This window comes from Collinsella sp. UBA1693 (genome assembly GCF_002320115.1).
GTDB classification, from domain to species: domain Bacteria; phylum Actinomycetota; class Coriobacteriia; order Coriobacteriales; family Coriobacteriaceae; genus Collinsella; species Collinsella tanakaei.
Genome location: NZ_DCJT01000011.1, coordinates 59,110 through 72,611, shown reverse-complemented (window position 1 = coordinate 72,611; position 13,502 = coordinate 59,110). Strand labels below are relative to the sequence as shown.

The 13,502-nt window shown below is 57.3% G+C and carries 12 protein-coding genes and 2 tRNA genes; all 14 read right to left on the bottom strand.

Features of this window, described 5'->3' with window-relative positions:
• Positions 1-403: 403 nt before the first annotated feature.
• Positions 404-479: transfer RNA gene (locus tag B3H65_RS07830), tRNA-Ile, on the bottom strand.
• 60 nt (positions 480-539) lie between these two features.
• Positions 540-612 (bottom strand) — tRNA-Ala (locus tag B3H65_RS07825).
• 190 nt (positions 613-802) lie between these two features.
• Positions 803-2,506, bottom strand: a complete 1,704-nt coding sequence (locus B3H65_RS07820; RefSeq protein ID WP_286684882.1) for a proline--tRNA ligase — start codon at positions 2,504-2,506, stop codon at positions 803-805.
• A gap of 84 nt (positions 2,507-2,590) precedes the next feature.
• On the bottom strand, positions 2,591-3,661 hold the full coding sequence (gene ispG / locus B3H65_RS07815; RefSeq protein ID WP_286684797.1) for a flavodoxin-dependent (E)-4-hydroxy-3-methylbut-2-enyl-diphosphate synthase: 1,071 nt from the start codon (positions 3,659-3,661) through the stop codon (positions 2,591-2,593).
• A gap of 15 nt (positions 3,662-3,676) precedes the next feature.
• Positions 3,677-5,035 (bottom strand): M50 family metallopeptidase, encoded by a 1,359-nt coding sequence (locus B3H65_RS07810; protein ID WP_286684796.1) that lies wholly within the window; start codon positions 5,033-5,035, stop codon positions 3,677-3,679.
• An 11-nt stretch (positions 5,036-5,046) separates the two neighbouring features.
• Entirely contained in the window at positions 5,047-6,210 is a 1,164-nt protein-coding gene (dxr, locus tag B3H65_RS07805) for a 1-deoxy-D-xylulose-5-phosphate reductoisomerase (protein WP_286684795.1), read from the bottom strand.
• Positions 6,210-7,070: a phosphatidate cytidylyltransferase gene (locus B3H65_RS07800; RefSeq protein WP_232204994.1), complete on the bottom strand. Its 861-nt coding sequence runs from the start codon at positions 7,068-7,070 to the stop codon at positions 6,210-6,212. The genes dxr and B3H65_RS07800 overlap by 1 nt, the downstream gene beginning before the upstream one ends.
• 90 nt (positions 7,071-7,160) lie before the next feature.
• Complete coding sequence (locus tag B3H65_RS07795; RefSeq protein WP_286684794.1) at positions 7,161-7,943, bottom strand: isoprenyl transferase; 783 nt, start codon at positions 7,941-7,943, stop codon at positions 7,161-7,163.
• A 2-nt stretch (positions 7,944-7,945) separates the two neighbouring features.
• Positions 7,946-8,479: a ribosome recycling factor gene (gene frr, locus B3H65_RS07790; RefSeq protein ID WP_009140253.1), complete on the bottom strand. Its 534-nt coding sequence runs from the start codon at positions 8,477-8,479 to the stop codon at positions 7,946-7,948.
• Positions 8,480-8,481: 2 nt separating this feature from the next.
• The gene (gene pyrH / locus B3H65_RS07785; RefSeq protein ID WP_117680472.1) at positions 8,482-9,204 is read right to left on the bottom strand and encodes a UMP kinase; all 723 of its coding nucleotides are present in this window, start codon (positions 9,202-9,204) and stop codon (positions 8,482-8,484) included.
• A 119-nt stretch (positions 9,205-9,323) separates the two neighbouring features.
• Positions 9,324-10,202, bottom strand: coding sequence for a translation elongation factor Ts (gene tsf / locus B3H65_RS07780; RefSeq protein WP_286684793.1), 879 nt, complete (start codon positions 10,200-10,202; stop codon positions 9,324-9,326).
• 51 nt (positions 10,203-10,253) lie between these two features.
• The gene (gene rpsB / locus B3H65_RS07775) at positions 10,254-10,988 is read right to left on the bottom strand and encodes a 30S ribosomal protein S2 (RefSeq protein ID WP_009140250.1); all 735 of its coding nucleotides are present in this window, start codon (positions 10,986-10,988) and stop codon (positions 10,254-10,256) included.
• A 244-nt stretch (positions 10,989-11,232) separates the two neighbouring features.
• Positions 11,233-12,126 carry a tyrosine recombinase XerC gene (locus tag B3H65_RS07770; RefSeq protein ID WP_286684792.1) on the bottom strand — a complete coding sequence of 298 codons (894 nt, stop codon included), beginning with the start codon at positions 12,124-12,126 and terminating at the stop codon, positions 11,233-11,235.
• 41 nt (positions 12,127-12,167) lie between these two features.
• The gene (gene trmFO / locus B3H65_RS07765) at positions 12,168-13,493 is read right to left on the bottom strand and encodes a methylenetetrahydrofolate--tRNA-(uracil(54)-C(5))-methyltransferase (FADH(2)-oxidizing) TrmFO (protein ID WP_286684791.1); all 1,326 of its coding nucleotides are present in this window, start codon (positions 13,491-13,493) and stop codon (positions 12,168-12,170) included.
• Positions 13,494-13,502: the final 9 nt, after the last annotated feature.

The window sequence follows — 13,502 nt, the reverse complement described above, 5'->3', positions numbered from 1 at the left end:
CCCAGCTGAGCTACGCCCCCAAGCGGTGCGGAAAATAATATACGGGAATAGATAGCTGCGTGCAAGAACTTTTTTGAAAAAGATTCAGATGGACCAATTGCACCAATTGGACAATTAATCGATAAGCAGACTAGCCGACTGATCACTCGCATATGAAAAAAGAGCCGGAAGAGAACTTCCGACTCTTGAACAATCTTGGGTGGAGACGAGGGGGATCNNNNCCCAGCTGAGCTACGCCCCCAAGCAACAAAAGAGATTATAACCATGCATCGAGAAGCATTGCAAGAACTTTTTTTCGTTATGAGAAATCTCAATGAGCATCTCAATGAGCAGATCCTACAAGTCTCTAGTCCGCCCCATTCATATAGAAAGGTCGCGCACTAGGCACGACCTGCAGATTCAATGGTGGGCCTGCCGGGATTCGAACCCAGAACCCAGGGATTATGAGTCCCCTGCGCTAACCGTTGCGCCACAAGCCCTTATAACACCGTGTATGAAAAAAGCCTCCGAACTATCTCGGAGGCTCTCAGATTCTTGGGTGGAGACGAGGGGGATCGAACCCCTGACCTCTTGACTGCCAGTCAAGCGCTCTCCCAGCTGAGCTACGCCCCCAAGCGGTGCGAGGAATAATATACGGGAAAGCCCACCCTAATGCAAGGATGAATTTAAGAAAATTTGAAACTCGCTCACTCAGACTCGCCCACCCTAAGGCCTACGGCTTAAGCATTGCGCACCCGGTTGCAAAAGAGGGGCCAAGCCAGCCCCTCCCCTATCAATATTCAAACCAAACAGGAAACCCAGCTTATCGGGCCTCGTTAACCATCTGAGCGACCCTAGAGGCAACCTCATCGATTGCAACGTCCACTCGATCGCCGGTAGCGCGATCTTTCAGCTCCACGGTGCCGTTCTTGAGGCCGCGCTTGCCGATGACGATCTGGTACGGGAAGCCCATAAGGTCGTTGTCGGCGAATTTGACGCCCGGGCGCTCATCGCGATCGTCCACAACAACCTCGATACCGGCATCGCACAGGGCGGAAGAGATGGCGTCGCAGGCGGCGGCGCACTCGTCTAGCTTAGGATCGAGCGGGACGATGGAGACCTCATACGGGGCGATGGAGACGGGCCAAATGATTCCATGCTCATCATTGTGCTGCTCGACGACGGCGGCAAGCGTACGGGAAACGCCCACGCCGTAGCAACCCATGATAAACGGCTTCTCCTCACCGTTCTCGTCCGCGAACGTGGCGCCCATGGCCTCGGAGTACTTGGTACCCAGCTGGAACACCTGGGAGACCTCGATACCGCGGGCACCCTTGAGAGGACGGCCACAGTGGGGGCAGGGATCCCCTTCGCGAACGGTGATAAGATCAGCCCACTCGTCCACCGTGAAATCGCGATCGGGGCATGCACCGATAAAGTGGTAGTCGACCTCATTTGCACCGCAAGCCCAGCTACGGGACTCACGAAGAGACTCGTCAACAACAAGACGGATACCCTGGGGCAGGTTCACAGGCCCGATGAAGCCCTTGAAGAGGCCGGCCTCGACAAGCTCCTCCTCGCTCATCATATGATACTCGCCAAAAATCTTCTCAGCCTTGCACTCGTTGAGCTCATGGTCGCCGGGAACTATGGCGACAACCTTGGTACCGTCCTCGGCAATAAGGGCCAGGGATTTGCGGGTCCCGTTTTGGGGGAAGCCAAAGAAGTCGGCAACGGCCTCGATGGTACCCATGCCAGGAGTGTGAACCTTTTCCAAGGTGCCGTCTCCAGGGCCCTCGGTCACCGCGACCTTAGTGGAAGCGGCCTCATCGTCAGCGGCGAATCCGCAGTCATCGCAGTAGACCAGGCTCGCCTCGCCAGCGTCCGCCAAAGCCATGAACTCAACGGAGGTATCGCCGCCGATCTGACCGGAGTCGGCGACTACGGGCAGGGCCTTAAGGCCGCAGCGCTCGCAGATGCGGGCATAGGCGTCCTTCATGTCGTCGTAGATCTCCTGCAGGCTCTCCTGCGTGGCGGAGAAGGAATAGCCGTCCTTCATGATGAACTCGCGGCCGCGCATGAGGCCGAAGCGGGGACGCATCTCATCGCGGAACTTATCTTGGATCTGATACAAGTTGACGGGCAGCTGCTTATAGGAACGCAACTCGTTTTTCACCAAATCGGTGATGGTCTCCTCATGAGTGGGACCAAGAACAAACTCACGGTCGTGGCGGTCCTTCATACGCATCAGCTCGGGCCCATAAGCGTTCCAACGGCCGCTCTCATGCCACAGGGCGCCATCGACGACCATGGGCATAAGAAGCTCCTGTGCCCCGGCGGCGTCCATCTCGTCGCGGACGATGTCCTCGATCTTCTTGAGCGAGCGCCAAGCCAGCGGCAGGTAGCTATACAGGCCGGCGGCCTGCTTGCGGATCATACCGGCGCGCAGCAGCAGACGATGGCTGGCGAGCTCGGCCTCCGCCGGATCCTCTTTAAGCGTGGGGGCGTACAACGCGGACATCTTCATGGCCTTGGTGCGTTTGGTAGACACTATGGAACTCCTCTGATATATGTGCAAAACAACAGCAATGATACCGCAAACGGGACGACGCTACAGCGCCTCCACCTCTTCGATGAGGGCATCGACTATCTGAGACTCATCGACCTTCCTCACAACTTCGCCATGGCGGAACAACAAGGCGGAACCTCGTCCGCAAGCAACGCCCACGTCCGCATCCGAAGCCTCACCGGGTCCGTTGACAACGCAACCCATGACGGCAACAGTGATGGGCTTGGTGCAAGACGCAAGGCGACGAGTCACTTCGTCCGCGATCTCGATAAGATCGACCTGGCAGCGGGCACAGGTTGGGCACGAAACAATCTCCGGTCCACGACGACGAAGCTCGAGCGCGGACAAGATACCCCAGGCGACGGGGACCTCCTCGACGGGGTCGGCCGTAAGGGACACACGCATGGTGTCGCCAATACCCTCCGCTAGCAGCGCACCCAAAGCGATAGAGCTCTTAATGGTGCCCTGCTGGATACCGCCGGCCTCAGTCACGCCAAGATGCAAGGGGATCTGCGGCAATTCGGAAGAGAGCCTGCGGTAGGTCTCGAGCGTGGTGGAAACGCTGTGAGCCTTGGCGGACAAGACGATATCGGTAAAGCCTCGGGTCTCGAAATGCTCGACGAACTGCATGGACGAGGCGACGAGCTTGTCAACTTGCGATAAGTCCTCGCGCGAGGCGATATCTTTATCAAGAGACCCCGCGTTCACGCCGATGCGAATCGCAGCGCCAGCCTGGCCGGCAGCGTCGATGACGGCGTCGACACGATCCCAAGACCCAATGTTTCCGGGGTTGATGCGCAGCTTTGAAGCCCCGTGTTCGACCGCAGAGATGGCGAGCCGATAGTCGAAATGAATATCGGCCACAATGGGAACGGGGCTTAACGAGCAGATTCGTCCAAACGGCTCGACGGCTTCCGCCGTGGGCACGGACACCCGGACGATGTCACAGCCCGCCTGGACAAGAGTATTGACCTGCGCGAGCGTGGCATCGGCATCGGTGGTGGGAGTGCACGTCATCGACTGGACGACAACGGGCGCTCCCCCGCCAATCTGCACCCCGCCAACATTAACGGGACGCGTGAGGTTACGTGCGGGAACGGACGCCTTCGACATGGGAAACCCCCTTCTCTAAAGCAAGCGCAGGATATCAACCCTGAGCATGTATACAAACAGCAATCCGAACAAAAAGATACCCAGCCAGGAAAAAGCAGCCTGGACCTTGATGGGCACCTGCCGGCGAGACACCGCTTGGACGATTTCAATCAGCAGCTTGCCGCCGTCTAGCGGCGGAATGGGCAACAGGTTCATGAATCCCAGCGAGAAAGAGATGAGCGCCGCAAAGCTGAGGAACGTGCCCGCACCGGCTTGTGCTGCTTGGGCGGAAAGAACCGAGATGCCAACGATTGACGCAGAGTTATTCAGCATCTCAACCGTATGCTGCGGGGTAAGCATGCGAATGACGCCCTGCGCTGTTTGGACGATGTACATGGCTCCCCCCCGCATGGAATCCAATGGATTAAGGCGAACCGTGCGGACGGACGCGTTGATACCAAGCGTGCCCTGATCGCTTAGCTCGATACTCATCTGCCGTTGAGATCCGCCATGCTCGACCGTGAGGTCAACGGTGCCGTCCTCCCCCGATTCCTGTAAGGCGTTATACACCTCTTCCCACGTAGCGGTGCTCTCTCCATCGACCATGAGAATAGCGTCTCCGGCTTTAAGGCCAGCGCTCGCCGCAGGAGACCCCGCTTCGACAGCCCCGATGGTATTGACGTTGTCAACTGACTGAATGCCAACAATTGAGTAGACACCCACCATGAGAATGAATCCGGTCAAGATGTTCACGATAATGCCCGCAACAAGCATGAACGCGCGCTTCCAAAAACCCTTGCCCAAATAGGTATGGGAGCGCTCGCAGCGATAGAACTCATCATCACCCATGGGAGGAACCCACGCATCGCCCTGCTTAGTCGCATGGGTTCGGTCGAAGGCCTTGCCATCATATACGGTGTTTCCCGCAGCGTCGCGCGGCATGGACGCATACGTCATGGGGTAATACTTGGAGCTCTGCTTGCTCTCGTCCTCATACACGGGCGCGATTGAACCCCAGCCAAGAAGAAACGCGCATGCATCCAAAACGTCATCCGGATCAAGCTCGAGTTCGCGAGCAAGCTCGGATACGCTTACCGTGCCGCGACGATGCACAGCCGCGAGAACCGCCGGCGCGCACGGAACCGTTTGCGGATCCATACCGCATATAGCAGCGTAGCCGCCGATGAGAAGCGGCGTCACTCCAAATTTGGTACCAATACGCTTGGAGGAGAAATGGACGTTAAAACGACAGGGCATCCCCAAAAAAAGCTCGGTTACGCGGACGCCGCAAGCCCGCGCGGCAAGAAAATGCCCACCCTCGTGAACGAAGACGAGCACGGACAGCAAAAGAACGCCCCAAAAAATAGGAGCGATAATTTCAGAAATTGCTTCCATATACGCCAACCCTATCCCACGCGGCAGCGAATGACCTCACGGGCAGCATCGCGCGCCCACGCGTCGATGTCCAACAGTTGCTCAAGCGACTCAACGTCCTGACGGGCATGGGTACCAAGGCATTCCTCGACCACCTCGTCGATGCCCGTGAACGGGAGATCCCCGTGAAGAAACGCATCGACAGCGACCTCGTTGGCAGCGTTGAGCACACAGGGCATGGTTCCCCCATCACGTCCGGCATAATCGGCAAGCTTAAGGCAGCGAAAGCTCTCCATATCAGGGCTATCGAAATCAAGGCTGCCAATGGAGCGGAAATCAACACGGGGGGCGGGAGCTGCCCAGCGCTGGGGATAGGAGAAAGCGTATTGGATGGGAATTCGCATGTCAGAGGCACCAAGATGCGCGATGACGGAACCATCGTCGAACTCGACCATAGAATGAATCTTGGACTGGCGCTGGATGACAACGACGATATCGTCCATACCCACGTTAAACAGATGCTTGGCTTCGATACGCTCAAGCCCCTTGTTCATAAGGGTCGCAGAATCGATGGTGATCTTGGCACCCATATTCCACGTGGGATGAGCCAGCGCATCGACCGGGGTGACCGAAGCAAGTTGATCGCGCGTGCGACCAAAGAACGGACCACCAGAGCACGTAAGCCAGATGCAGTGCGTCTCACGAGGATTCTCGCCCTGATAGCACTGGAAAATCGCCGCATGTTCGGAATCAACGGGAAGCATCTGGCCCGGCTTAACCATGGGCATAATAAGGTCGCCGCCCACAACGAGCGATTCCTTGTTGGCAAGGGCAACTTGCTTACCAGCGGCAATAAGCTGATACGTTGCGGAAAGACCAGCAGCGCCCACTATGGAGACAAGAACGATATCGACGTCTTCATGCATACAAATGTCGATTGCCGCCTGGGAACCCTTATACAAAGAACAGGCATCCGGCAGATCGCACAGCGATGCATCATCGAAATGATCAGGATCCGTAACGGCTACGCGGGCAACGCCAAACTCCCTGGCGAACATGGCAAGGTCGGAAGTTCTAGAGTGAGCGGAAAGGGCGACAACACTTAGTTTGTCCGCATGCTGACGGCACACATCGAGAGCCTGGGTTCCAATTGACCCCGTACAGCCAAGAATCGCGACTCGCTTGAGATCCTGCATTATAGGATGCCTCCAATAGTCAAGATTAGATGGGCGGTAATGCAGCCGAAGATAAGGGAATCGCTGCGGTCAAGCATGCCACCATGACCTGGGATAAGATTCCCGGAGTCCTTCACACCGACCCCACGCTTAATCCGCGACTCGATAAGGTCGCCGAAGACACCCAATATCGCAACCGCGACGCCGCACAACAACGTCATGGGAATGTTGAGCTTATAAAAACCAGTAGCATAAAGAATAAACCAGATGATAAGCGACCCGCCGATGCTGCCGGCGAAGCCCTCCCATGTCTTGTTGGGCGAGATCTTGGGAGCCATCTTGTGTTTGCCGAACCTGCTTCCAACCATATAGGCAAACGAATCGCTGACCCAAAGAGAAGCGCAGATACCGATGGATAGCAACGCGCCTGCAAGGCCAGGGATAGACGCGCGCGTCAACACGATGGCAGAGAGCATGAAGCCGGTATACAAAGGACCGAATATGGTAACCGCAACATCGGCGATACGCGTGCGGGGCGAATAGAGGTACCACATACCCACGGACAAGATAAGGATGAAAAGCGTAGCGGTAAGCAACACCGACTCGCCAAGCGCAGACAGGGGGAACAAGACGGCGGCGGTCAGCCCAAGGATCTCATTGGGAACCTTGCCGTCGAGCCTCATCATTCGATAGAACTCGAAGCAGCAAAACCAACTCATAACAGCGACAAAGGCCGCGGTGGGAACCACGCCAAGCAATAGGCAGGCGATAAATATCGCGGCATAAGCGATACCAAAGCCCGCTCGAACAATAAAGGAATGAAGCCGCGAAGGGGCGGCCTTAGAATCGGCAGAAGAAGAGGCGTCGCGTGCTTGCTGCACAGACGCCCCTTGAACTGCGGAATTTTTCTTACGAGAAGATTCCACCGTACATACTCCTAGTGAACGCGAAATGATGATCCGCAGCGCAACTTACGCGCTAAGACCGCCAAAACGCCTGTCGCGTCCCTGGAACGCGGCGACGGCGCGCAGCATTCCCCAACGATCAAAATCCGGCCAATACGTATCCGTGATGTAGAACTCGGAATACGCTGCCTGCCACAGCAGGTAATTAGAAATCCTAAGCTCGCCGGACGTGCGAATTATGAGCTCGGGATCGGGCAGTCCCGCGGTATAAAGCCGATTGGACACCGAGCTCTCGTCTATATCGGCAACATCGATGGCCCCGCTAAGGACGTCCATTGCAAGCAGACGCGCGGCGCGGGCGATTTCGGCGCGGGCACCGTAGTTAACGGCGAGCGCGAGCACCATGCCCGTATGGGACTCGCACTCCTTCAAGCCGTACTCAAAGACGTCGCGCGTCTTCTTGGGCAGGGCGGAAATATCACCCAAGAAGACGACGCGAACGTTTTCGCGCTTAAGCAAGGGAAGCTCATCGATAAACGTCTTGGCAAACAAATGCATAAGGACGTTGACCTCGTGCTGGGGCCTCCCCCAGTTCTCGGTCGAGAACGCATATGCCGAAAGCACGTCGACGCCTAGCCTCACGGCGGTGGTGATAACCTCGCGCAATGCGACGATACCGGCTTTATGTCCCTCGGTACGAGCAAGCCCGCGAGAGGTTGCCCACCTTCCGTTGCCATCCATAATGCAGGAAATGTGACGGGGCACGCGCGTGAGGTCGATATTGTTTAGGCAGATATCGTCCGGAGCGTCGGCAAAGTGCGCAACGAGCTTCTCTTCGTCATATAGCACGATTAGATCTCCATTACCTCGGACTCTTTGGACTTGAAGAGCTCATCGATCTTGGCAATGTACTCGTCGGTATACTTCTGGACCTTAGCCTGCTCGCGACGAACTTCGTCTTCGGTAAGCTCTTCATCGCGCTCGATCTTATTGTTGAAGTCGCGACGGATATTGCGGATGGCGACACGAGCCTGCTCGGCGATATCGCGGCACTCCTTTACCAGCTCGCGGCGACGCTCCTCGGTGGGAGCCGGGAACGGCAGGCGGACGATAGAGCCGTCGCTGCTGGGCGTGATGCCAAGATCGGACGCAGAAACCGCTTTGACAATAGCGTTGACAAGCGCCTTATCCCACGGCTCGATGACAAGCATGTGCGCCTCAGGAGTCTTGACGGCCGCCACCTGACTGATGGGGGTAGCGACGCCATAATAATCGACGGTGATGTCCGAAAGGATATTGGCATTCGCGCGACCCGTGCGAACCTTGGCAAAATTGTGCTTGAGGCTCTCGATGGTCTTGTCCATGTGCTCGGTAATGCTCGCCATTGTTAGTCCTCCTGAACGACGACGGTGCCGACGGGCTCTCCGCAAAGAGCGCGCTTGATATTATCCTCGCCCTCGATATTGAGGACGATGATGGGCATGCGGTTATCCTGGCAAAGAGCGGTTGCGGTAGAATCCATTACCTGCAAGCCGCGCACCAGGACCTCATGATAGCTGATGGTGTCGAAACGAACCGCGTCTGTATGGGAGACCGGGTCCTTATCGTACACGCCGTCAACCTTGGTTGCCTTGAGCAGGCAGTCAGCATCGATCTCGCATGCGCGCAGCGCAGCAGCGGTATCGGTGGTGAAATATGGGTTGCCGGAGCCAGCTGCAAAAATGACGATATCGCCCTTTTCAAGATGATGCATCGCACGACGACGAATGTAGGGCTCGCAGACCTCGTTCATTTGAATAGCACTCATAACGCGGCAAGAGCAGTCCTCATGCTCAAAGGCGTCCTGAAGCGCGAGGGCGTTCATCACCGTGGCGAGCATGCCCATATAGTCTGCCTGAGCGCGATCCATGCCCTTGGCGGAACCAGCGAGGCCACGGAAGATGTTGCCGCCACCGACAACAATACCGACCTCGATGCCGTCTTCATGAATCGACTTGATCTGGCGAGCAAGCATCTCGGTCACTGACGGATCGATGCCGTATCCGCCATCGCCCATCAGGGCCTCGCCGGAGAGCTTGAGTAGAACGCGCTTGTACCGGTAGTCAGACAAGGCTCCTCCTTAAAAAAGTTACACTGCTTGTGATTTTAGCAGCAAAGTAGACGCGGTCCATAAAAAAGCAGGCTGCAGGGTAACCCCACAGCCTGCTAAAAGGCATAGTAACGACGACCTTAGTTGTCGGACTCGCCGCGAACCAGGCGATCGAAAGCGATAACCTTGACGGTGTCGCCAAGCTCCTTGGAAACGGACTCAGAGTAAGACTTGACGGTCATGTTGGAATCCTTGATGAACTCCTGCTCATTCAGAACAGAGCCCTTGAAGAACTTCTCAAGGCGGCCAACAGCCATCTTCTCCTGAATTGCCTCGGGCTTACCGGACTCGGCGGCCTGAGCCATGTAGATGGCCTTCTCGCGTTCAACGATCTCAGCGGGAACATCCTCGCGGCGAGCGCTGACCGGAGCCGTGGCAGCGACCTGCATGGCAACATCGTGAGCAAAAATCTTGAACGCATCGGCGGAAGCGGTCTCGGGCTTATCGAAGGAGAACTCGCAAAGAACGCCAATCTTACCACCCATGTGGATATAGGAGGAAAGGGCACCGGCCTCGACGGTGCGGACGGCGAAGCGAGCGATCTTCATGTTCTCGCCGATAACATGGATGAGCTCGGTGAGCTCGGCCTCGACGGTCTCGCCATTCATCTCGGCGGCCAGGAGGGCCTCAACATCAGCAGGCTTAACGTCGGCAACAACCTTGGCCAAGGAGCTGGCAAAGCCGGTGAATTTAGGGTTGGAAGCAACGAAGTCGGTCTCGCAGGAAAGCTCGACCAGGGCACCGGTCTTACCATCCTCGGAGATATAAGCGGCGACGGCACCCTCGTTGGTCTCGCGACCGGCCTTCTTAGCGGCCTTGGCAAGGCCGTTCTTGCGGAGAACGTCAACGGCGGCGTCCATGTCGCCGTCGGCCTCGACGAGGGCCTTCTTGCACTCCATCATAGGAGAGTCGGTCATCTCGCGAAGCTGCTTAACCATAGCAGCGGTGATCTGGGCCATGATGGCTCCTTTCAAATGAGAGGTGAACGAACCTTAACGTACCAAACGTGTTTACTGGGCGTCAGCAGCGGTCTCGCCGGCCATCTCAGCCTCGGAAATCTGCTCCTTGCCAGCGCCAGCCAGGCAGGCGTCGGCAAACAGCTCGCACATGAGGGAGACAGCGGAGATGGCGTCGTCGTTGCAGGGGACGCCGTAGTCGACCTCGTCCGGATCAGAGTTGGTGTCAATCAGGGCGACAACGGGGATGTTCAGGCGCTGGGCCTCCTTGATGGCGTTCTCCTCGCGCTTGGTATCGATGACGAAGAGCGCAGAGGGCAGACCCTTCATATCGCGGGCGCCACCGAGGTTGGTCTGGAGCTTAGCGAGCTCCTTACCCAGAACAGCCTGCTCCTTCTTGGGCAGAAGAGCCATGCGGCCGTCCTCGACCATAGCCTCGAGCTCCTCCATGCGATTGATGCGGGAGCGAATGGTGACAAAGTTGGTCAGCATACCGCCGAGCCAGCGCTGGTTGATGTAGGGCATGCCGGCGCGCTCTGCAGCGGACTTGACGGCCTCCTGGGCCTGCTTCTTGGTGCCGACGAAGAGAACCTGGCCACCGCGGGAAACGGTCTTGAGGAAGGAATAGGCCTGGTCGGCGTTGATGATGGTCTGCTTCAGGTCGAGGATGTAGATGCCGTTGCGCTCGCCGAAGATGTACTCCTTCATCTTGGGATTCCAGCGGCGGGTCTGGTGACCGAAGTGGCAGCCGGCCTCGAGCAGGGTACGGATGTTGATTGTGGTAGCCATGATACCTCCTGTGGTTTGCCTCCGCGCGGTGTCGACCTTCACAGCCACCCGAGCATGAGCTACCAAGTCCCGGGCACCACGGCTGAAAAGTAGTCGCGCGTGTGTGATACAAGCGCTGCACATAGCAGCAACCTGAAGCATGATAGCAGGAATCAAGAACGATTCCAACAGCAGGGCTTGGCTTGTGTTGGTGTTGTGTGAAGCGCCGCGCTGCTTGCCTGACGGAGAATCGGAGCGCCCCTCATCACTCGCCCCTGGGGTGAGCCTGCTTTAAAGCGCCCTTCATCCTATCAACGCTTAGGTGCGTATATATTTGCGTAGTAGATAAACTTGCATGGCCCAATAGCTCCTGAACGGAGCGAAGGTCAGCCCCTCCATCAAGCAGGTCGGTCGCAAACGTATGGCGCATCGTATGGGGCGTGATGTCACTAGGCAGGCCGGCCCTTCGTGAAAGCGCCTTGAAACGATATCTCAAAGCGGCGGAGTCCATAACGCGGCCTTTCTTGGAAATGAATAACGAAGAGGTATCAAGGGGCCGTTTATGACTGCTGTTGGACAATAAAGCAGGCCTGCCTATTTGAACGTACTCATGCACGGCCTCGGCCGCACGCTGATGCACGGGCACGATTCGCTCCTTGGAGCCCTTGCCAAACAACCGCACGCAGCGACTCGACCAATCAAAAGAATCGAGCCTCAGTGACGCGAGCTCGGATATACGGGCCCCCGTCGCGTAGAGCAGCTCGAGCATGCAAGCATCTCGCAATCCCGAAGGGGTGCCGCTCTCGACAACGCTGAAAAGAGCGCGCATCTGTCGAGCGGACACCGTCACCGGCAATGCTTCAGGAAGCTTGGGGGACGTCAAGGCTTCAGCCGGATTCGAGTCGATGAGGCCTTCGACGATCATCCATCGAAAAAAGGAGCGAATGGACGAAAGATGAGCGGCGACGCTTCGTTGCGACAGGCCCAAGGAGCGCATGTCGCCTATATAAGAACGCAGCTGGCGGACGGTCACCCGAAGCGGGTCGATGCTGCGAACATCGCACCAATCGACGAACGCATGAAGATGTTGTCCATAAGCGCGAACGGTGTTTTCCGACAGGCACAAGACACTTGCGACGTACGCGATGTAATCATCCACATATCCGAGCGCCCGATCGTGCGTCCGGCCGTCCGCTTCATCTAGCAAAACAGGTCGCCGCGGTTCTTGATATAAACGGAAAGATCCCTGGTCGCGCGCTCAGCGTAGGCGGCGTATCGATCGCGCTTGGAACGGCGCTTTCCATCCTCGAGCGGCGGAATGATTCCGAAATTCACGTGCATGGGTTGATATCCCTGGGTGGCCGGGTCCGTGGCGTAGGCGACGAGGGAACCAAAAGCGCTGGTACGAGGCAACTCGACGCGCGGCAATCCGGCAAGATCGGCATATGTATTGAGAGCCGCGAGAAGGCCGGACGCAACCGCCTCGGCATAACCCTCGGTGCCCGTAATCTGCCCAGCGAGACGCACTGATGTCCCCGGAACGCAAAATGAGCGATCAAGAACATGGGGTGAATCGACAAACGTGTTGCGATGCATAACGCCGTAGCGGAAGAATTCGGCGTTCTCCAAGCCCGGAATCATCCTGAACACTCGCTTCTGTTCGCCGAAGGTGAGATTCGTTTGGAAGCCGACAAGGTTGTAGGCGCTGTGATCGGCGTTTTCGGCACGAAGCTGAACTGCCGCCCAAGGTCTTTTTCCAGTCCTCGGATCGGTTAGGCCAACGGGCTTCATCGCACCGAATCGAATGGCATCGATACCGGTTCGCGCAACCTCCTCAGCAGGCTGGCAAGCTTGGAACAGGTCCTTTCGCTCAAAATCTTTAAGCACGACTCGCTCCGCAGAAACGAGCGCCTCGATAAAAGCCTCGTACTCCTCGCGATTCAACGGTGCGTTGAGGTAGTCTCCCGTCCCCTCCTCCCCGTAGCGAGACTGGGTAAACAAAACGTCCATATCCAGCGTAGACGCATCGACAATGGGGGCGGCGGCGTCGAAGAACGACAGTGCATCGCCTCCAACCAATGACAAGACTCGCTGCGACAAAGAGGGCGAGCAAAGCGGGCCCGCAGCGATGACCACGGGCCCGCTGGGAATATCAACCGCCTCTTCACGAACGACTTCGATGAGCGGACGCGATTCGACCTCTGCCTCTACTTCTTGAGAGAACTGGCCTCGATCGACGGCAAGAGCTCCGCCGGCAGGCACCGCCGCCCGATCAGCACAGGACATGAGGACGGAGCCCATCGATCGAAGCTCCTGCTTCAACAGCCCGGCAGCGGAATCGGGGCGCGTGGACTTGAAGGAATTAGAGCAGACCAGCTCGGCAAGATGATCGGTATGGTGAGCGGGCGACATCTGACTCGGACGCATCTCAAACAGCCTAACGGCGACGCCACGGTCCGCCAACTGACAGGCGCACTCGCTTCCTGCAAGCCCTCCGCCAATCACGGTCACGCGCTCATATGCCATGGTCTCCCC

Coding starts and splice junctions, on each gene's coding strand:
- B3H65_RS07820 (WP_286684882.1), bottom strand. CDS start 2,506: ATGAAGATGTCCGCGTTGTACGCCCCCACGCTTAAAGAGGATCCGGCG.
- ispG (WP_286684797.1), bottom strand. CDS start 3,661: ATGTCGAAGGCGTCCGTTCCCGCACGTAACCTCACGCGTCCCGTTAAT.
- B3H65_RS07810 (WP_286684796.1), bottom strand. CDS start 5,035: ATGGAAGCAATTTCTGAAATTATCGCTCCTATTTTTTGGGGCGTTCTT.
- dxr (WP_286684795.1), bottom strand. CDS start 6,210: ATGCAGGATCTCAAGCGAGTCGCGATTCTTGGCTGTACGGGGTCAATT.
- frr (WP_009140253.1), bottom strand. CDS start 8,479: ATGGCGAGCATTACCGAGCACATGGACAAGACCATCGAGAGCCTCAAG.
- tsf (WP_286684793.1), bottom strand. CDS start 10,202: ATGGCCCAGATCACCGCTGCTATGGTTAAGCAGCTTCGCGAGATGACC.
- rpsB (WP_009140250.1), bottom strand. CDS start 10,988: ATGGCTACCACAATCAACATCCGTACCCTGCTCGAGGCCGGCTGCCAC.
- trmFO (WP_286684791.1), bottom strand. CDS start 13,493: ATGGCATATGAGCGCGTGACCGTGATTGGCGGAGGGCTTGCAGGAAGC.